Origin of the sequence: Catenibacterium sp. RTP21428st1_D7_RTP21428_210409 (genome assembly GCF_040227455.1) — a bacterium.
Classification (GTDB): domain Bacteria; phylum Bacillota_I; class Bacilli_A; order Erysipelotrichales; family Coprobacillaceae; genus Catenibacterium; species Catenibacterium mitsuoka_A.
Map to the genome: position 1 here is coordinate 1 of NZ_JBEHVX010000004.1, position 21,081 is coordinate 21,081.

General features: G+C 34.4%; 21 protein-coding genes and 2 other annotated features. All 21 genes read left to right on the forward strand.

Annotated elements, in window-relative coordinates; translation table 11 throughout:
- The first annotated feature begins 148 nt into the window (after positions 1-148).
- Positions 149-347 (forward strand) — a binding site (T-box leader).
- Between the two features lie 32 nt (positions 348-379).
- The 21 genes from tyrS (at position 380) to rpsB (ending at position 21,047) form a co-directional block, all read left to right on the forward strand.
- Entirely contained in the window at positions 380-1,606 is a 1,227-nt protein-coding gene (gene tyrS, locus ABUA27_RS01135; protein ID WP_117458083.1) for a tyrosine--tRNA ligase, read from the forward strand.
- A gap of 40 nt (positions 1,607-1,646) precedes the next feature.
- A complete protein-coding gene (truB, locus tag ABUA27_RS01140) occupies positions 1,647-2,480 on the forward strand; it encodes a tRNA pseudouridine(55) synthase TruB (protein ID WP_129981995.1) in 834 nt (277 codons plus the stop codon).
- Positions 2,480-3,409, forward strand: coding sequence for a riboflavin biosynthesis protein RibF (gene ribF / locus ABUA27_RS01145; RefSeq protein WP_349820068.1), 930 nt, complete (start codon positions 2,480-2,482; stop codon positions 3,407-3,409). The genes truB and ribF overlap by 1 nt, the downstream gene beginning before the upstream one ends.
- An 83-nt stretch (positions 3,410-3,492) precedes the next feature.
- Entirely contained in the window at positions 3,493-3,759 is a 267-nt protein-coding gene (gene rpsO / locus ABUA27_RS01150; RefSeq protein ID WP_129981993.1) for a 30S ribosomal protein S15, read from the forward strand.
- 98 nt (positions 3,760-3,857) lie between these two features.
- Positions 3,858-5,996, forward strand: a complete 2,139-nt coding sequence (pnp, locus tag ABUA27_RS01155) for a polyribonucleotide nucleotidyltransferase (RefSeq protein ID WP_349820069.1) — start codon at positions 3,858-3,860, stop codon at positions 5,994-5,996.
- A complete protein-coding gene (locus ABUA27_RS01160) occupies positions 5,996-6,559 on the forward strand; it encodes a Maf family protein (protein WP_129981991.1) in 564 nt (187 codons plus the stop codon). The genes pnp and ABUA27_RS01160 overlap by 1 nt, the downstream gene beginning before the upstream one ends.
- 103 nt (positions 6,560-6,662) lie before the next feature.
- A complete protein-coding gene (locus ABUA27_RS01165; RefSeq protein WP_129982386.1) occupies positions 6,663-7,781 on the forward strand; it encodes a 6-phosphofructokinase in 1,119 nt (372 codons plus the stop codon).
- An 89-nt stretch (positions 7,782-7,870) separates the two neighbouring features.
- On the forward strand, positions 7,871-8,794 hold the full coding sequence (locus tag ABUA27_RS01170; RefSeq protein ID WP_022424310.1) for a hypothetical protein: 924 nt from the start codon (positions 7,871-7,873) through the stop codon (positions 8,792-8,794).
- Between the two features lie 64 nt (positions 8,795-8,858).
- Positions 8,859-10,139 carry a trigger factor gene (gene tig / locus ABUA27_RS01175; RefSeq protein ID WP_129982173.1) on the forward strand — a complete coding sequence of 427 codons (1,281 nt, stop codon included), beginning with the start codon at positions 8,859-8,861 and terminating at the stop codon, positions 10,137-10,139.
- 44 nt (positions 10,140-10,183) lie between these two features.
- Positions 10,184-12,508: an endopeptidase La gene (lon, locus tag ABUA27_RS01180; RefSeq protein WP_129982172.1), complete on the forward strand. Its 2,325-nt coding sequence runs from the start codon at positions 10,184-10,186 to the stop codon at positions 12,506-12,508.
- A 1-nt stretch (position 12,509) separates the two neighbouring features.
- On the forward strand, positions 12,510-13,106 hold the full coding sequence (gene yihA / locus ABUA27_RS01185; RefSeq protein WP_022424313.1) for a ribosome biogenesis GTP-binding protein YihA/YsxC: 597 nt from the start codon (positions 12,510-12,512) through the stop codon (positions 13,104-13,106).
- Positions 13,107-13,179: 73 nt separating this feature from the next.
- Entirely contained in the window at positions 13,180-13,482 is a 303-nt protein-coding gene (locus tag ABUA27_RS01190) for a PTS sugar transporter subunit IIB (RefSeq protein ID WP_022424314.1), read from the forward strand.
- 36 nt (positions 13,483-13,518) lie between these two features.
- Positions 13,519-13,720 (forward strand) — a binding site (T-box leader).
- A gap of 30 nt (positions 13,721-13,750) precedes the next feature.
- Positions 13,751-14,386, forward strand: coding sequence for a DMP19 family protein (locus ABUA27_RS01195; RefSeq protein WP_129982117.1), 636 nt, complete (start codon positions 13,751-13,753; stop codon positions 14,384-14,386).
- A complete protein-coding gene (locus ABUA27_RS01200; protein ID WP_129982118.1) occupies positions 14,364-16,988 on the forward strand; it encodes a valine--tRNA ligase in 2,625 nt (874 codons plus the stop codon). The genes ABUA27_RS01195 and ABUA27_RS01200 overlap by 23 nt, the downstream gene beginning before the upstream one ends.
- An 88-nt stretch (positions 16,989-17,076) precedes the next feature.
- A complete protein-coding gene (locus ABUA27_RS01205) occupies positions 17,077-17,229 on the forward strand; it encodes a hypothetical protein (RefSeq protein WP_187012533.1) in 153 nt (50 codons plus the stop codon).
- Between the two features lie 40 nt (positions 17,230-17,269).
- Positions 17,270-17,431 carry a hypothetical protein gene (locus ABUA27_RS01210; RefSeq protein ID WP_022424318.1) on the forward strand — a complete coding sequence of 54 codons (162 nt, stop codon included), beginning with the start codon at positions 17,270-17,272 and terminating at the stop codon, positions 17,429-17,431.
- Between the two features lie 49 nt (positions 17,432-17,480).
- Positions 17,481-17,603 carry a hypothetical protein gene (locus tag ABUA27_RS01215; protein ID WP_287846419.1) on the forward strand — a complete coding sequence of 41 codons (123 nt, stop codon included), beginning with the start codon at positions 17,481-17,483 and terminating at the stop codon, positions 17,601-17,603.
- 305 nt (positions 17,604-17,908) lie between these two features.
- Positions 17,909-18,586, forward strand: a complete 678-nt coding sequence (gene radC, locus ABUA27_RS01220) for a RadC family protein (RefSeq protein ID WP_129982120.1) — start codon at positions 17,909-17,911, stop codon at positions 18,584-18,586.
- Between the two features lie 15 nt (positions 18,587-18,601).
- Positions 18,602-19,501, forward strand: a complete 900-nt coding sequence (gene mreC / locus ABUA27_RS01225) for a rod shape-determining protein MreC (RefSeq protein WP_192924059.1) — start codon at positions 18,602-18,604, stop codon at positions 19,499-19,501.
- A gap of 1 nt (position 19,502) precedes the next feature.
- On the forward strand, positions 19,503-20,042 hold the full coding sequence (locus ABUA27_RS01230; protein ID WP_129982122.1) for a rod shape-determining protein MreD: 540 nt from the start codon (positions 19,503-19,505) through the stop codon (positions 20,040-20,042).
- 165 nt (positions 20,043-20,207) lie between these two features.
- The gene (gene rpsB, locus ABUA27_RS01235; RefSeq protein ID WP_022424323.1) at positions 20,208-21,047 is read left to right on the forward strand and encodes a 30S ribosomal protein S2; all 840 of its coding nucleotides are present in this window, start codon (positions 20,208-20,210) and stop codon (positions 21,045-21,047) included.
- Positions 21,048-21,081: the final 34 nt, after the last annotated feature.

Here is a 21,081-nt window from a genome sequence, read left to right on the forward strand (position 1 = left end):
AGGTTATAGTTTAACACGGCAAGTTGATATTGTCCCAATTGGGACAATATCAACTTGGATACATTGAGACATTATCACATTGGAATCAGATGTTGGAAAGTGTCTTCACAAGCTGATATTGACAAACATCATGATTTCATGTAGACTTTTAGTTGCGATGAAAAAGACAAGTAATTCATATGCGCTGGTTTAGAGAACTTATGGCTGGTGAAAATAAGAGCAGTAGTATGAATGAATACACTTTGGAGCTTCTAGATGCAAAGTCTAGACGGTGAGTACACCGTTATCAACAAGAGAGCATGTCTTTGACATGAATAAAGGTGGTAACGCGAGAATTCGTCCTTTGGATGGATTCTCTTTTATATTATAGGAGGAAATTATGACATTTTATGATGAATTAGTGTGGCGTGGCCTCATTAAAGATGTAAGTTCTGAAGACTTAAAAGACAAATTAAATGCAGGAGGAATGACATTCTATATTGGTACTGACCCAACTGGGGATTCATTACATATTGGACATTTCTCATCTTTCTTAATGTCTAAGAGATTAAAGGATGCTGGGCATCATCCAATTCTTTTAGTCGGTGGTGCAACTGGACAGATTGGGGATCCAAAGCCAACAACTGAAAGACCAATGATCACAAAAGAACAGGTACAGCATAACTTTGACTGCTTAAAGAAGCAGGCTGAAGATTTATTCGGTTTTGAAGTAGTTAATAACTTGGATTGGTCTAAGGATTTAAACTTCATTGACTGGTTAAGAGATTATGGTAAATATTTCAATATCAACTACATGTTATCTAAGGATATTATCAAGAGAAGATTAGATGAAGGTATTACTTTCACTGAATTCTCTTATATGATCATGCAGGCAATGGACTTCTATTACTTACATGAAAATAAAGGCTGTAACTTACAGGTTGCTGGCCAGGACCAGTGGGGTAATATCACTGCAGGTATTGAATTAATTAGAAAGAAGACTGGTGATGAAGCATATGGATTCACTATGCCTTTACTTACTAAGAGTGATGGTACTAAGTTTGGTAAATCAGAAGGAAATGCAATCTGGTTAGACAGAGAAAAGACTTCACCATATGAAATGTATCAGTTCTTCATCAACAGTGAAGATAGCAAGGTTATTGATTACTTAAAATACCTCACTTTCTTATCTAAAGAAGAAATTGAAGCATTAGAAGAATCAAATAAGAATGAACCACACTTAAGAAAAGCACATAAAGCCCTTGCGAAAGAAGTTATTACTTTCATTCATGGTGCAGATGCTTATGAAGAAGCTGTCAGCATTTCTGAAAAGTTATTCAGTGGTGATATCAAGAGCATGACTTATGAACAGGTTAAACAGTGCTTCAATGGTGTACCAAGTATTGATGTCACTGAAGATGAACAAATCTTAAATGTATTAGTAAAAGCAGGTGCTGCTTCTAGTAATCGTGAAGCAAGACAGTTCGTAAAAGGTGGAAGTGTTCTTGTAAATGGTGAAAAGGTCACTGATGAAAAGTTTGTTGTATCAAAAGACAATGCGTTTGGTGGTAAGGTGACTGTTATTAGAAGAGGTAAGAAGAAGTACTTCGTTATTAATCATATCTAAGCAGACAATAGTCTGCTTTTTTTAGGAAGGATGTGAGTAGATGGATGGTATTATTTTAATTAATAAACCACAGGGTATGACAAGTCATGATGTCGTTAATCGTGTGAGACGTATTATGCATACTAAAAAAGTAGGACATTGTGGGACTCTTGACCCTATGGCGACTGGTGTTTTAGTTATTGGTATTAATAAAGCCACTAAAGCAATGCAGTTTTTAATGAGTGAAGAAAAAGAATATCGTGCGACCCTTAAACTTGGCAGTGCGACAGATACATATGATGCTGAAGGGAAGGTTTTAGAAACCAAGCCTTTTACAGGTTATGAGAATCTAGAAGAAGTATTATCATCATTTAAAGGAGATTCCATGCAGAAGCCTCCAATGTATTCAGCTATTAAAATTAATGGTAAGAAGCTCTATGAATATGCCAGAGAAGGTATAGAAGTAGAAGTTCCAGAAAGACCAATTACTATTTATAAACTTGATTTAGTCGATGCACATGATGATGAAATAACAATAGATGTTAAGTGCTCTAAAGGAACATATATCCGCTCTTTATGTGTAGATATTGGAAAAGCCTTAGGTTATCCTGCTCATATGACTGCATTAGTAAGAAATCAGTCAGGTCATTTTACAATCGATCAGGCAGTGACACTCGAAGAACTAGAAGAAAACAATGGACCAGTGATATCGTTAGAAGAAGTATTTTCTTTCTATGATTCTATGGTCGTAGATGAAAGAATTGTCATGACTGGTCAGAAAATCAAGAGTGATAAAGATCATAATGTAGCTATTTATTCAAAAGAAGGTAAATTACTTGCGATATATGGACCAGATGGAAAAGGCAATTTGAAGAGCCTAAGGGGGCTTTTCTAATGAAGGTCATAAAAATGGAAGAGGTACATTTAGCAGAACCTCTTTCTCTTGCAATTGGCTTTTTTGATGGATTACATTTAGGTCATATGTCTTTGATTAATGAAGTATTGAAATATAAGGGAGAAACAAAAACAGCTGTTATGAGCTTTGATGTGCATCCTTTATGTGTTTTAAAGGGGGAAAAGAGACAATCAATTATCACTTTAGAAGAAAAAAAAGAACTTCTAGAAGAAATGGGGATTGATTATTTGCTTGTAATTCATTTTACTAAGGAAGTGGCAGCATTAAGTCCACAGGCATTTATTGATGAATACTTAAATAAGCTTCCTTTAAAAAGACTAGTATGTGGTTATGATTTCCATTTTGGAGCTCATAACAGTGGCAGCATAGAAGACTTAAAGAAACAGTCATTTGAACTTATTGTGAAAAACGCTGTTATGTATAATGAAACAGAAAAAGTATCATCTACTCTTATTAAGAAACTGATGGATCAGGGAATGATTGAAGAAGTCAATACTTTACTTGATCGACCTTATAAGGTAAAGGGTACTGTTATTCATGGAAAACAGAGAGGTCGTTTGATTGGTTTTCCTACATTGAATATTGATTATGGCATGAAATACTTGCCTAAAAGAGGGGTATACGGCACAATTGTAGAAATCAATCATCAATATTATATAGGTATGGCAAATATTGGGATGAATCCTACATTCAATGATATCAATCGTCTTTCATTAGAAGTCAACGTCTTTGATTTTGATGAAGATGTGTATGGTAAAGAAGTAGAGGTGACTTTCTATTTATATAAGCGTGAAGAAACTGTTTTTAATGGATTAGAAGGACTAAAAACACAATTAACAGAAGACAGAAAATATTTAAGTCAGGTCATGAAAAAGTATTTGACTTTATATAAAAATAATGTAAAATAGTCATTGCAACAATGTCTAGGATATTTGTACCTCTTACATCTAGCTTGGATATTGCGAAGAATATAATTTAGGAGGAAAACATAATGTTAACTAAAGAAGAAAAAGCTAAGATCATGGCTGAATATGGTCGCGTAGAAAAGGATACTGGTTCTCCAGAAGTTCAGATCGCATTATTAACTGCTGATATCAACAAGTTAAATGGTCACTTCAAACAGCATCCAAAGGATAATCATTCTAACAGAGGTCTTTTAAAGAAGATCGGTAGAAGAAGAGATTTATTAAAGTATCTTAAGAATGAAGATCTTGACAGATATACAACTTTAACTGATAAGTTAGGATTAAGAAGATAAGAAAAAGCCCTATGGGGCTTTTTTTCATGTCTCTGTCAAATAATTGTTTGTGTAATAGTTGATTTATGATATAATTTTGAAGAATATGAGGTGAATTTATGGCAAAACAAATTTTTAGTATGGATTTCTATGGTAAGAAAATCCAGGTTGAAGTCGGTGAAATGGCTAAACAGGCAAACGGCTCTTGTTTAGTAAGATATGATGATACAGTCGTTCTTTCAACAGCATGTGCTGGGAAAGAACCAAAAGATGTAGATTTCTTCCCATTAACAGTAACTTATGAAGAAAAACTATATTCTGTAGGTAAGATTCCAGGTGGATTCTTAAAGCGTGAAGGCCGTCCTAGTGAACATGGTACATTAACTGCAAGAATGATTGACAGACCTATCCGTCCATTATTCGCAGATGGTTTCAGAAACGAAGTACAGGTTGTTAATACTGTACTATCAGTTGATCAGGAAGCTACTCCAGAAATGGCTGCAATGCTTGGCGCATCTATCGCTCTATGTATTTCTGATATTCCATTTAATGGTCCAATTGCAGGTGTAAATGTTGGTTTAATAGATGGTGAATTTACTGTCAACGCAGGACCTGAAGATATGGCTAGAAGTGAAATCAATCTTGAAGTAGCAGGTACAAAGGATGCTATTAACATGGTTGAAGCAGATGCAAAAGAAGTAGATGAAGAAACAATGTTGAATGCATTGATGTTCGGTCATGAAAAGATTAAGGAATTAATCGCTTTCCAGGAACAGATTGTAGAAGCTGTTGGTAAGGAAAAGATTGATGTTCCACTATTCGCATTAGATGAAAATATTGTGTCTAGCGTAGAAGCAATGGCTAAGGAAGAAATGATCAAGGCTATTTCTATTCCTGGCAAGCTTGAAAGATATGCTGCTATTGATGAATTAGATGCTAAGGTTGTAGAATCTTTTGAAGAAAAAGAATATGCAACTGTTGAAGAACATGATAAGACAATTAAACAGGTTAAGATGGTTCTTGGTGATCTTGAAAAAGAAGAAGTAAGACGTTTGATTACTGAAGAAAAGGTAAGACCTGATGGTCGTAAAGTAGATGAAGTACGTCCATTAGATGCACAGGTAGATTTATTGCCACGTGTACATGGTTCAGCTATGTTCACTCGTGGTGAAACTCAGGTATTATCTGCCTGCACACTTGGTGCATTAGGTGAAGTACAGAAGATTGATGGTCTTGGAATGGAAGACCAGAAACGTTTCATGCATCACTATAATTTCCCACCATATTGTGTAGGTGAAACAGGAAGAATGGGTTCTCCAGGTAGAAGAGAAATTGGTCATGGTGCTTTAGGTGAAAGAGCCTTAAGACAGGTTATTCCTTCTGAAACAGAATTCCCATATGCAATCAGAGTTGTTGCTGAAGTATTAGAATCTAACGGTTCTTCTTCACAGGCTTCAATTTGTGCATCAACTATGGCTTTAATGGCTGCAGGTGTTCCAATTAGTAATCCAGTGGCTGGCGTCGCTATGGGTCTAGTTAAAAAAGGCGAAAACTATACAATCTTAACTGATATCCAGGGTATGGAAGACCATCTAGGTGATATGGATTTCAAGGTTGCAGGTACAAAGAACGGTATCTGTGCATTACAGATGGATATCAAGATTGATGGTATCACTAAAGAAATCTTACAGGAAGCATTAGCTCAGGCAAAGGTTGCAAGAGGACAAATCATGGACTGCATGATGTCAGCAATCAGTGAACCTAGAGATCACTTAAGCCCATATGCTCCTAAGGTTGCTATGATAAAGATTGAACCTGAACAGATTAAAGATGTAATCGGTAAGGGCGGAGATATGATCAATAAGATTATTGCTGAAAGTGATAATGTTAAGATCGATATTGATGATGAAGGTAACGTTACTATCTATCATTACTCTCAGGAAGCGATTGACCATGCAATGGGTATGATCAAGGATTTAACTAGAAAAGTTGAAGTAGGCGAAATCTTTGATGGTAAAGCTGTAAGAGTTGAAGAAAAGTATGCATTCATTGAATTATTCCCTGGTACAAATGGTTTCTTACATGTTAAAGATGTTGCTTGGGATAGAACAAATAAAGTCGGCGATGTAATCAAGCTTGGTGATACAGTAAAGGTTAAAGTAACTCAGATTACTGATAAGGGTGTGAATGTTTCTAGAAAAGCATTATTACCAAAACCAATCGTTAAACATGATGCACCTGCTGAGGAAAAGAAATAATGAAAATTATTCTTGCAAGTACTTCTCCTAGACGAAAAGAACTGCTTGAAAGAGAAGGCATTGATTTTATTATCGATGCCTCTTCTATTACTGAATATTTTGATTCTTCTCTAGAAATAGAAGAAAGACTTAAGAAACTCGCATATGATAAAGGTGTTTCTATTCATGAGAAATATCCTGATGATGTTGTAATCAGTGCGGATACAACAATCTATCATAATGGAAAGATTATTGGTAAAGCTCACAGTGCTCATGAAGCAAGAGAAATTCTTGAATCATTAAGTAGTGATACACATAGTGTGTTTACATCAGTGGCTGTATTCTATAAAGATCAGGTTTGTATATTTGTAGATGAAACAAAAGTTACATTTAAGAATATCAATGATATGATTGATGATTATCTTTCTATTGATGAATGGAAGGGTAAAGCTGGCGCTTATGCGATTCAGGGTGTTGCAGGGAAATTCATTGAAGAAGTGCAGGGAGATATTGATAATGTCATTGGGCTCCCAGTAAAGCATGTAATAGAAGTCATTGAAACTTTGACTAAGAAGCCATTATAGGCTTCTTTTTTAGCACCTATATGTAAGCGCTTCATATTTATATTGAAAACGCTAACAGTTTAATTTATAATAGAGAGTAGGATTTACATAAGGAGGAAATATCATGAATTTAAAAGTTAAAAAAATTGCGCTATTATCTGGCGGAGGAGATTGTCCAGGCTTAAATGCGGTAATCAGAACAATCACTAAGATTGCGATTGAAAAATATAATTGGGAAGTTATTGGTTTTGTATATGGTTATCGTGGATTGTATAATAATAATTATGTAGAATTAACTGTAGACAAGGTAGAGGATATATATAAGGAAGGTGGAACTATTCTTTATAGTTCTAATAAGGATAACCTATTCGATTATCTTGTAGATGATGGAAATGGTGGAAAAGTAAGAAAAGACGTCAGTGATGTAGGCGTTGAAAATCTTAAGAAAGATGGTGTTGATGTATTAGTTGTGTTAGGTGGCGATGGTACATTAACAAGTGCTAGAGATTTCAGCAGAAAAGGTGTCAATGTCATTGGTGTACCAAAGACTATGGATAATGACCTTACTTCTACAGATTTAACATATGGTTTCATCAGTGCGATGAGTGTTGGTACTGAATTCATAGATCGTCTTCAGACTACTGCAAAATCACATCATCGTGTCATCTGCTGTGAATTAATGGGTAGAGAAGCTGGATGGATTTCATTATATGCAGGTCTTGCAGGTAATGCAGGTGTTGTATTAATTCCTGAAATTCCATTTACTATTGAAAATATTGCGAAAGCAGTTAAGAAACGTGATGAAGCAGGTCTTCCATATACTGTTATTGCAGTAGCTGAAGGTGCTAAGTATGCGGATGGTACAAAGTCAATCGGTAAGATTGTAGAAGATTCACCAGACCCAATTCGTTATTCTGGACTTGCTGCAAAGGTGGCTGATGATCTAGAAAAAGTCATTCCTAATCATGAAGTACGTTCTGTCAATCCGGGTCATATTATCCGTGGTGGTGATATTGATGCATATGATAGAATTCTATCTATCAGATTTGGTAATAAGGCATGTGCTATGATTGATGAAGGCTTATTTGGAAATGTTGTATCATTAAAGGGTGGCAACATGGAATATACTTCACTTGAAGAAGTAATTGGTGATGCGAAATTTGGTAAGCAGAAGCTTGTTGATCCTAATGGAGATCTTGTTCAGGCTGCTAAGGCTATGGGCGTATCATTTGGTGATGAATAATAAGACAAGGACCTTACATTTAGTAAGGTTTTTTAATTATGTTGACAGATAGTCTAATTTTGATAAAATGAAAACTCAAGGGGGCAAACATGATAGAAGAACTTATTGAAGAAGGCCAGTATCAAGTCGCATTAAGTCGTTTGACAGATATGGATGACGAGATGACTAGATATTATCGTCTTGTATGCTTGAATGCATTAGAAGATTATCAAAGATGTATGCAGGAAGGGGCCGTTGCTAAAATGCAGGCCAATAACACTTATTATGAAGTGACTGCTTTATATTTAAATGCTTTAAAAGAACTTGAAGAATATGAACAGGCAATTAATATTCTTATTGAAGAATTATCTATGCCTTATATCCCTCAGCAGTATGAAAACTTATTCAATGCAGTTTATGATGAAATTATTCTTATGAAGCAGGAAAAGAATTACCAGCTAGAAAACAAGAGTACCATTATGTCTGCACAGGAAATTGGACGTTTACTTGATAGAGATGAAGTGAATGATGATTTAATTTATATGGCACTTGATCAATTACAGCAGTTAAATATCCGTATGATCATGCCTGAAGTAGGAAGATTCTTAGAAAATCCTCATAAGTCATCTTTTGCGAAGACACTTATTATGGAAATTCTGATTGATCAGCAGGTGGATGAAGAATTCACTGTAGTAAAGGGTGATGAAACATATTACTTTAATGGCTCTTATAGTCCTTTGGTATTAGAAAGAGAATGTTATACATTGATTGGTAAATCTCTTTCAAGAGTATTAGAAGATGATAATCCTACGCTTCTCTCACAATGTCTCGATTATCTGGAATATTATCTTTATACTATTTATCCTAAGGATATTATGCCAGAAGACTGTGATCTAGTAGCAGCAACGCTACACTATTACGTTGCAACATTACAGAATATGCCAGTCGATCCATCTGATATAGAAATTGACTACAATTGCGATTTATCAGACGTAGAAAAAGAAATATTAGCACTCAAACAATTAGAGTGTTAAATTGTTGCATTGCATGAATCTTTCATGTATAATAGCAATTGCAAATAGTAAAGGAGATTAAGAAATGAATACAGAAGTTAAAAAACTTGAGAAATCAATGGTTGAAATCAAAGCCGTTTTCGATACAGAAGAATGGGCAGCAGCTCAGGAAAAGGCTTTAAATAAGTTAGCTGGTTCAGTTAAGTTAGATGGTTTCAGAAAGGGACATGCTCCAAAGAATTTAATCAAAGCTAAGATTGGTGCTAAGGCATTAAGAGAACAGGCTGTTGAAGAAATCTTAAGCGAAAACTATGCTAAGATCTTCGTTGACAACAATGTAACTCCAGTTGCTCAGCCAACTGCAAACATTGTTAAGTCTACTGAAACTGAATTAGAAGTAACTTTCACTTGTCCAGTTAAACCTGAATTCGAATTAGGTGAATACAAAGGATTAGAAGTTAAGAAGGCTCAGGTAAGAGTAACTAAGAAAGATGTTGAAGAAAGATTAAATGACTACCAGAAGCAGTTCGCTGAATTAGTAGTTAAAGAAGAAGGAACAGTTGAAGAAGGCGATACAGCTGTTATCGATTATGAAGGTTTCAAAGATGGTGTTGCTTTTGAAGGCGGAAAAGCAGAAAACTATTCACTTGAAATCGGTTCTCACTCATTTATCCCTGGATTTGAAGAAGGTCTAGTTGGTATGGCTGCTGGTGAAGAAAAAGAAATCAACTTAACTTTCCCTAAAGAATATCATGCAGCTGATTTAGCAGGTGCTGAAGTAGTATTCAAGGTTAAGGTTCATGAAATCAAAGCAAAGGTTTTACCTGAAATTGATGATGAATTAGCTAAGGATGTTAATATCGAAGGTGTTGAAACATTAGAACAGTTACAGGAAAAGATCAAAGATCAGATCAGAACTATGAAGAAGGCTGAAGCTGAAAACAAGTTCAATGAAGAAGTAATTAAGGCTGTTGTTGCTAACAATACAATCGATGTACCAGATGCAATGGTTGATAGCGAAGTTATGAACATCATTAACGAAATCAACCAGAACTTATCTCAGCAGGGATTAAACATTGAATTATACACTCAGATGACTGGTAAGACAATGGATGATATCAAAGCTGATGTAAGAGATCAGGCTGAAGAAAGAGTTAAGTTAAACTTAATCCTTGATGAAATCGTTAAGGCAGAAAACATTGAAGTGACTGATGCAGAAATGGAAGATGAAATGAAAGAAATCGCTACATACTACAACATGCCACTTGAAGAAGTTAAGAAGGTTCTTGGTGGTCAGGAATATGTAGTAAAGAGTGATTTAACTCACAGAAAGGCTCTTCAGTTAATTAAAGATAATGTGAAATAAGACGCCTACGCGTCTTATTTTTTCTAAGAAAGGAGAAATAGATTATGGAAAATTTAAATGTAACAGTTGATCTTCCTGTTATTTGTACGCGTGGTATGCTTGTATTTCCAGGACATGAATTGTCTTTGGACGTAGGACGTACATTTTCCTTAAATGCAATGGATTTAGCTGTAAGTCAGCATGATTCTAATATTGTATTAGTCTCACAGATCCATCCTTTAGAAGAAGAAATCAATTTTGACATGGTATATCACCATGCCACACTTTGTAAGATTACAAAACGTATTAAGAAAGATAACCATGGAACAATCAAACTTACTGTAGTAGGTGAAAAGCGTGTTGAATTAGAATCACTTTATACTGAAGGTGAATGCTATTATGCAAAGGTGCGCTATTTAGAAGATATTCATGGTGATCCTAATGAAGAAACTGCGCTAGTACGTAAGTTGACTGAACAGATGCAGTCAATGAATGGTGCGAGTCAGTTATTACCTAGAGAATTAATTTCAAATATTACTCATGGTTTATCAGCAAGTGAACTTGCTGATACTATTGGTCATTATATTAATTCTGATTTAGTGGAAAGAGAAAAGATTTTAGCTGAACCAGATATTAATAAACGTCTTTTGTTAGTTCTTGCATCTATGCAGAAGGAAAAGGCTATTAATGAAATTGAAAATTCTATAAATAATCGTGTTAAGAAGAGTATTGATGAAAACCAGAAAGAATTCTATTTACGAGAAAAGCTTAAGGCAATTAAAGAAGAATTAGGTGATGCACCTAATGGTGAGGATGAAGTTGAAAGATTCCGTTCTATGATTAAGGATAATCCTTATCCACAGAATGTAAAAGACAAGTTAACTGAAGAGTTAGCACGATATGAAATGATGCCTTCTACTTCACCAGAAGCCAATGTCGTACGTACTTATCTTGACTGGATGACTAAGCTTCCTTGGTTTGAAATGACTGAAGATAATCAGGATATTACTAAGGTAGAAGAAATTCTTGATGAAGACCATTTTGGTTTAAAGAAACCTAAAGAAAGAATTGTAGAACAGCTTGCTGTTAAACAGATGACTCAGTCTTTAAAGGCACCTATTATCTGTTTAGTAGGTCCACCAGGTGTTGGTAAGACTTCTATTTCTAAGTCTATTGCACGTGCTTTAGATCGTAAGTTTGTTAAAATTTCTCTAGGTGGTGTGACTGATGAATCAGAAATCAGAGGTCATCGTAGAACATATTTAGGTTCTATGCCAGGTCGTATCATTCAGGGTATGAAAAAAGCAGGTGTTATGAATCCTGTCTTCTTATTAGATGAAATTGATAAGATGGCAAGTGATTATAAGGGTGATCCTACAAGTGCTATGCTTGAAGTATTAGATCCTGAACAGAATTCTATGTTCTCAGATAACTATATTGAAGAACCATATGATTTATCACAGGTTTTATTTATCGCAACAGCAAATGATCTAGGTGGTATTCCTGAACCATTACGTGATAGATTAGAAATCATTGAACTATCTTCATATACAGAACAAGAAAAATTAATGATTGCGAAAGATCATTTAATTAAGAAAGAACTTAAGAATCATGGTTTGACTGATGAACAGTTAACTATTACTGATGATGCGTTAATGTATATTATTAGACACTATACACGTGAAGCAGGTGTACGTCAGTTAGAAAGATTGATTGCAGCAATCTGTAGAAAATCAGTATTGAAGATTCTTAAGAAAACAACTGATCATGTTGCTGTGGAAGTAAACGACTTAGAAGAATTATTAGGTAAAGCACCTTTTGACCATACAAAGAAACAGCCTAAACCTCAGGTGGGTGTAGTCACTGGTTTAGCATGGACTCAGTTTGGTGGAGATATTCTTCCGATTGAAGTCAACCACTTTAAAGGTAGTGGTAAATTCATCGTCACTGGTCAGCTTGGTGATGTCATGAAAGAATCTGCTTCAATTGCGTTAGACTATCTTAAGGCACATGCTGATAAGTATAGCTTAAAGGATATTGATTTTGATAAGCAGGATATTCATATTCATGTACCTGAAGGTGCAGTAAAGAAGGACGGTCCTAGTGCTGGTGTCACTTTAACAACTGCTATCTATTCAGCTTTCACACAAAAGCCTGTACGTGATGATGTCGCAATGACAGGTGAAGTGACATTAACAGGTAATGTATTACCAATTGGTGGCTTAAAAGAAAAGTCTATTTCTGCACATCGTTCTGGTATTCATACAATCATTATTCCTAAGGATAATGCGAAAGATATTGATGATATTCCAGAATCTGTAAGAAACGATTTAACTATCATCACAGCAGATCATATTGATACTGTTTTAGAAAATGCGTTGGAAAAGTAATATGTATACAATTAAAAAAGCCGAATTCATGTTATGTGCAGCCTGGCCTAGTCAGTGGCCAGATGAATCATTACCTGAAGTAGTGATGGCTGGACGCTCAAATGTAGGTAAATCAAGCTTTATCAATACAGTAACCAATGTGCAGGGACTTGCAAAGGTTAGTTCAACTCCTGGTAAAACACGTACTCTTAATTTCTTTAATATCAATGATGAAGTAAGACTTGTTGATGTACCAGGATATGGCTATGCAAAGGTACCAAAGAAGATGTTAGAGCAGTTCTCAGAAATGATTGACAATTACTTACGTAATAGAAAGAATCTAAAAGCGATGATTCTTATTGTGGATTATCGTCATAAACCTAAAGATGATGATGTGACAATGTATGATTACGCCAAGCATTTTGGTATTCCTGTTATTGTTGTCGCAACTAAAGAAGATAAGCTAAAACGTAATGAACTTGTTAAAAATGAGAAGCTGATTAAAGAAACATTGGATTTCGATCCAAGTGACCACTTTGTCCGTTTTTCTAGCTTAAAGAAAAAAGGTGTCAGAGAAGTCTGGGATTGTATCTTAGAATTATGCGAAGAGAGATCATAACATCTCTCTTTTTTTCTTTCTTCACAAACGTCTTATTTTAGTATATAATGTGTCGCAAGAAGGGAGTTTTTGGATGATTAAGATTTTATTATGCTGTGCATCAGGGATGAGTACAAGCTTACTTGTAGAAAAGATGAAAAGAGCAGCGACTAAACAGAATGTCGAAGCTGAAATTTGGGCAGTGAATGCTGAAAATACTGATTTAAAGGATGTAGAAGCTGATATTATTTTCCTTGGACCACAGGTTCGTTATGCAAAGGAAGAAATTCAGAAAACTGTTGGTTCTATTCCAGTATATATGATTGGTATGAAGGACTATGGTATGATGAATGGTGATTCAGTTCTTGCTCAGGCTTTAGAATATCTAGGTAAATAAGTTCATTGACTTATAGTAAAGCCTTTGGTAGAATAATAACAAGCGTTGAAGAGGAGGAGTACAGTTATTCTTCTTAAAGAGACCTCTTGGCTGGTGTGAAAGAGGAGAGTGAAGACTGGAAGGTAGCCTTGGAGCATATTTGGTGAATGAAGTAGTCAGATACGTAATACTGCGTTAAAGTAAAGAGACATACAGAGTATGTGAAATAAGGTGGTACCACGATGCAGTCGTCCTTATGCACATGCTCTTTTTTATTTAAGGAGGAATTATGGAATACAGAACACCGATATTGGTTGCTTTTACTCTATTTATAATCACATTATGTTATTTCTATTATAAGAAAACAAAAGCAATCAAAGACAAACAGATGGAAGAAACGTTACGATTTGCGGATTTCAAAGATGAAAACAAGCATTTTACATCAGAAAAATTTGATGCATGCAGTGATAAGGATTTAGTCAATTTAATTGTTGCACTTATTGGTGATTTAGAAGATGAAGATGAAAACTTCCTAGATAAATTAAATATGGAAGAAAGAACTGTCTATGGTATCAGTCAGTTAAATGAATGTGTGAGTACTACTAAAACAATTAGATCTTTCTTTGAAACACCTGCTTATTCAGTATATGCGGATGAATTAGAAACTTATTTCAATAATGTGCGTGAACCGCAGATTGCAGAATTAGTAAAGAGTGCAAGAAGATTGAATGAAATCATGGAAAATGGTGAAGAAGATGAAGATATGGGTGATTATTCTTCTTATAATTTCTCAGACTTCACACATGAATATATTACTATGATTGCAGGTACTGATTTTATGCCAAAGTTAACTAAGTATATTAGAGAACATAAAGAATCATTTATTGAGGGGGACGAAACAAATGAAGAAAGAGTTGCCGACTAAATATGACCATTTAGCTGTAGAAAAAGGTAAATATCAGCAGTGGTTAGATAAGGAATACTTTAAAGCAGGTGATTTAACAAAGAAGCCTTATAGTATTGTTATTCCACCACCAAATGTAACTGGTAAATTACATTTAGGACATGCATGGGATACTACTATGCAGGATATGATTATCCGTTATAAGAGAATGCAGGGTTATGATGCATTATGGTTACCAGGTATGGACCATGCTGGACTTGCAACTCAGGCTAAGGTAGAAGCTAGACTTAGAGAACAGGGTATTTCTCGTTATGATTTAGGTAGAGAAAAGCTTGTTGATAAGATCTGGGAATGGAAAGAAGAATATGCAGATATCATTCGTGCACAGTGGGCTAAATTAGGTTTATCACTTGATTATTCAAAGGAAAGATTTACTTTTGATGAAGGTTTATCAGATGCTGTTAGGGAAGTCTTTGTTAGATTATATGAAAAGGGATTAATCTACCAGGGTGAAAAGATCATTAACTGGGATCCAGTACAAAGAACTGCATTATCAAATATAGAAGTATATCATGAAGATATTGAAGGTCATATGTACTACTTCAATTATCATATTGTTGGTTCTGATGATATTTTAGTCATTGCCACTACACGTCCAGAAACAATGTTTGCTGACCAGGCAATTTTCGTACATCCTGATGATGAAAGATATAAGAAATATGTTGGTATGAAGGCAATCAACCCTGCCAACGGTGATGAATTACCAATTATGGCTGATAGCTATATTGATCTTGATTTTGGTACTGCTGTTATGAAATGTACACCAGCACATGACCCAAATGACTTCCAGCTAGCAAAGAAGTACAATCTACCAATGCCTAAGTGTATGAATGAAGATGGTACTATGAATGATTTGGCTGGTAAATATAAAGGAATGGATCGTTTTGAATGCCGTGAAGCTTTATTAAAGGATTTTGAAGAAGCAGGTGTTGTAGATCATATTGAAACTATTGTCCATTCAGTAGGTCACTCAGAACGTTCTCATGCAATTGTAGAACCTTATTTATCTAAGCAGTGGTTTGTAAAGATGAAGCCATTAGCTGAAAATGCATTAAAGAATCAGGAAACTGATGATAGAGTAGATTTCGTTCCAGAAAGATTTGAAAAGACATTCTCTAACTGGATGAACAGCATTGAAGACTGGTGTATTTCACGTCAGGTATGGTGGGGACATCGTATTCCTGCATGGTACAACAATGAAACAGGTGAATTATATGTAGGTAGAGAAGCACCTAAAGACGTAGAAAACTGGACTCAGGATGAAGATGTTCTTGATACATGGTTCTCAAGTGCTTTATGGCCATTCTCAACTATGGGCTGGCCTAATACAGAAGATCCAATGTTTAAGAGATATTTTCCAACTGATACATTAGTTACTGGTTATGATATTATCTTCTTCTGGGTAAGCCGTATGATGTTCCAGTCAATCGAATTTACTGGTAGAAGACCATTCAAGAATGTTTTAATTCATGGTTTAATCAGAGATGAACAGGGTCGTAAGATGTCGAAATCATTAGGTAATGGTGTTGACCCAATGGATGTTATTGATGAATATGGAGCTGACTCATTAAGATGGTTCTTATTAAATAACTCTTCACCAGGAGCTGATATGCGTTATGTACCAGCTAAATTAAAATCTACTTGGAACTTCATTAACAAGATCTGGAACAGTGCACGTTATGTATTAATGAACATTGATGAAGATCAAAAATTAGAAGAATTAGATTATGCAACACTTAACTTAGCTGATAAGTGGATCTTGAATAGATTAAATGAAGTAATCAGAAGTGTTGATGAAAATATGGATAAGTTTGAATTTATCAATGTAGGAACTGAATTATATCGTTTCATCTGGGATGATTTCTGTTCTTGGTATATCGAATTATCTAAACTTCATTTAACAGGTGATGATGAAGTTGCTAAGAAATCTGCATTAAACACACTTGTTTATGTATTAAATACTATTGTTAGATTATTACATCCAATCATGCCATTCGTTACTGAAGAAATCTATCAGGCTATTCCACATAATGAAGAATCTATCGTTATTTCTAAATGGCCAGAAGTAAATCCAGAATATGATAATGACACAATCAATGATCAGTTTACTTATTTAATTGATATTATCAAGGGTGTAAGAGAAATTAGACATACTTATGTTATCAAGAATAGTATTGAGGTTGATTATACAATCACTACTAAACAGGATGATCTTGAAACATTATTAAAGGAAATTGCCCCTTATGTCAGCAAACTAGTTAACGCAACTTGTGTAGGATATAATGTTCCAACAAGTAAGAATAATGCGACTGAAGTTATCAAGGGTGGTAATACACTTAATATTGATTTAGGTCAGTATATTGATATGGAAGCTGAAAAGGTAAAGGTTGAAAAAGAAATCAAGAAGCTTGAAGGTGAAATCAAGCGTGGTGAAGGTATGTTATCTAACCCTAATTTCACATCTAAAGCGCCAGCTGCTAAAGTAGAAGCAGAAAAAGCTAAATTAGAAGATTATCGTTCTAAATATGCTGCAGCAAAAGAAAAACTTGCTAAGATGAACTAATCAAAAATCCCCATTTTGGGGATTTTTTTTAAGTAATTTCATTTCTTTAGACGTATAGATATAGTAGAGGGGGCAGAAAGGAGTAAAGATGTACGAGCTATCTACGAAAAGACAACAGCAGATTAATGGTGGAAGTGTTATGTATCGTATTATATATGCACTTCTAGGTATTGCTGGCATGAAATTGTTGAGAGCATCTTTGAGTCATCTAAGAGGTGGAAGAGTAATAAGGATGAAATAGTTCATTTGTCTCATTTACAAAATTTTAGAAAGGAGTAAATATGTACGAATTATCCGTTAGTAGCCAGGAACAAATCTGTGGTGGTAGTGCATTGACATATATTATTTATGCATTACTAGGAGTTGCTGGATTAAAACTACTTAGATCTGCTAAGGGTCGTCTCAGATTAGGTCGTCTTATCACATTAGAATGGGGAAAATAAGAAGAGAAGGGTGCGATTCGCACCCTTATTTATAAGGAAGTGAAGGAAAATGGAAACAGTTGATAGAGAAGTAAGAATTGAGATAGATATAGTTGAATGTATATTTACGATAAATGGATTAAGCATACAAAGAGTGGATGTATTAGAAAACATTGAGAAATTAGAGAAATAATTACTGAGACAAAAGAGACGATTATCAAGAAAAGAACAAAATTCAAATAATAGTAAAGCAGTTTTAGAGAAGATAAAGAAAATAGAGAATAAATTGGATAATGTCTATAATGATTATATGAATAAATGCATTAGTGTAGTGATAAAAAGTAATCCGAGTTGTGTCGTGATTGTTGAGAATAATCAAAAGTTTTTACAAAAATATTATGAGTTTGTAATAAGAATGAAAGTAAGATGTAAAATGCATGGAATTGAATTCAAGGTGTTAAATACATATGCTTAAAAGGCAAATATGAGGTGGTATTTATGATCAAGGGACTTGAACAATCTTCTCAACCAAGAGAAAAAGCACTCTTAAATGGTATAGAATCATTGACGGATGAAGAACTACTTGCATTATTATTAAGAACTGGTAATAAGGAGCAGTCAGTTTTAGATTTATCTTCTACAATATTAAGAGAAATACAGGGAATGAGTGGATTTCATTCTATTACTTTTGCAAAGCTATTATCTTTTAAGGGAATCAATAAAGCCAAAGCGATCGGGATTATGGCTGCTTTAGAATTTTCTAAAAGAATTAATATGCATACAGATATGAATGAGATATATGATAACCCAGCTAAAGTTTTCTATCATTTAGAAAACAAGATGTCCCATTTATCGCAGGAACATTTCTTGATTATGATTTTAGATAATCATAATCGTTTGATTGCGGAAAAGACATTATTTGTGGGAAGTGTCAATATGTCTATTGTTTCTGCAAGAGAAATATTTAGAGAAGCACTTGCTTTTAATGGGGTTAGTATCATTTGTGTACATAATCACCCTTCAGGTGATGCACATCCTTCTAGTGAAGATATTAATATGACACAAAAGCTTATAGAACTTGGAAAAATGATGAATGTAGATATAGTGGACCATATCATTATTGGAAGAAATCAATATTATAGTTTTAAAGCAGAGAGGGTCTATTCTTCAATCTGATAACTGTTTTTCCTTATGATTGCATTTTTCAAAAAGAGATATTATAATGTATTCACCGAGGTGATGTCATTGTATAAAAAGAAGAAAAACAAGCATACAAGAAGAATGATCGTAATCACTGTTGTATTGATTGTGACATCTGTCTATGCTCTTGTATCAGGTATTACTGAACTGCCATTTTCAAGCGTATTTCAGGATACAATCGCAAATGCTGAATATTATGTTATCAAGGCACCAGTGAATTACGTAAAAAATGTATTTACTGAATATCATGATCTTAAGCTTGTTTATCGTGAGAATAAGAAATTGAAGCGTTCACTTGATAACTATGCGAGTGAGCTTGCAATGAATGAAGTATTATCAAATGAATTGTCGGAAATGAAGAAAATTACAAACATTGAATCTTTACCTACTGACTATAAAGTTAAATATACAACTATTATTGAAAGAGATGCTGAATCTTGGAGTAATCAGGTGAAGATTAATATGGGAAGTAATTCTCAGATTCAAAAAGGTATGTCTGTTATTACTTCTAAAGGAATGATTGGGACTGTTACTAAAGTAGGTACTATTTCTTCTACTGTGACATTACTTTGTTCAGAAAATAATAGTGTTCAGCTTCCTGTTATGATTGTAGATGGAGAAAATACATATTACGGTTTGGTCAACAGCTACAATGTAAAGGCGGGCACTTATAAGGTTTCTCTCTTATCTACAGTGGACAAGATTCAAAAAGGTTTAAATGTAACTACAAGTGGTTTAGGAGGAAAAGGAAAGTCTCCTAAAGGAATACTAGTAGGTAAGGTTGTAGGATTTAATGAAGGTACGGATGCATCAGGTAAATATGTTACTGTTAAACCTTCAGTTAATTTTGATTCATTGAACTATGTAGCAGTTGTACAGAGGGTAAACTAATATGAAGAATAATCAGATTTTGAAGAATTTCCTGATTATGTTTGTCTGTTTTTTGATTGATAGTGTCATCAATTTCTTTATTCCTACTAATATCAATCGTTCAGGTCTTACATTTGTTCCATGTATTGGATTACTTATGTTTTCTTTATTAACTATCACAGTTCATGACAAATCCGAAAGATTTTTCTTTAGTGCAGCATGTGGTCTATATTATACTGTTTGTTATTCTAATTCCTTAATGGTCTATATTCTGATCTATTGTGCTATTACATTTGTGAGAACATACATTTATAGAAACGATAACATGACTTGCTTAGAATTCATTGTTTATGCGATTCTCATTGTTACGTTTAAGGAATTCGTTGTTTACTGGCTGATGCTTATTTCACGTTTTACTTATATTGGAGTTATTCAATTTATTACAATGAGATATCTTCCAACATTAGTGATGAATGTAGCATTTGCGCCAATCGTATATCTAGTCTATAAACAATTTGATATTTATATTGAACCAAATGATTTTGATATGAAAGATATTTAAGAGAAGGAGAGATTTTCTTCTCTTTTTTTATTGTATTTTATTTAATTTTATGTTATTATGTCATGGTGTTTGAAATACACACACTATGGATTCATAGTTCGAGTGCCTTATTGGTGGGCTATGTTAGAAATAGTGGAGGAAAAAACAAAAAGGAGGAAATTACACATGTCAGTAATTTCAATGAAAAAATTATTAGAAGTTGGTGTTCACTTCGGACATCAGACAAAGAGATGGAATCCAAAAATGGCTCCATACATCTTTACATCAAGAAATGGAATCTATATCATTGACTTAAAGAAGTCTTCAGACAAATTAGATGAAGCTTATCAGGCAATGAAAGAAATCGCTGAAAAGGGCGGTAAGGTTTTATTTGTTGGTACTAAGAAACAGGCTCAGGAAGCTGTTCAGACAGAAGCTGAAAGATCTGGTTCTTATTTCGTAAACTCTAGATGGTTAGGTGGAACTTTAACAAACTTCAAGACTATCCAGAAGAGAATCAAGAGACTTATCGAACTTGAAAAGATGGAAGAAGACGGAAGCTTAGAACAGTACACTAAGAAGGAAGCAGTTCTTCTTATGAAGGAAAAGGCTAAGTTAGAAAGAAACCTTGGCGGTATCAAAGAAATGAAGAAGTTACCAAATGCTTTATTCGTAGTTGATCCAAAGGTTGAACACAATGCTGTTGCTGAAGCTAAGATCTTAGGTATCCCAGTATTCGGTATCGTTGATACTAACTGTGATCCTGATGAAGTAGATTACGTAATCCCTGCAAACGATGATGCAATCAGAGCTGTTAAGTTAATCGTTGCTGCTATGGCTGATGCTATCTGCGAAGCTAAGGGTGAACCTACTACTGTAGCATTCGTTAAAGACGAAGAAGAAAAAGAAGTTACAATGAACGATGCTGTTGCAAGCGTTGAAGAAAATAAAAACAACAGAGGACCAAGATATAAGAACGGTCCTAGAAGAAATAAAGCTCCAAGAACTGACAAGACTGAAGCATAATCAAAAGGAGAAAGCATTATGCTTTCTCCTTTTT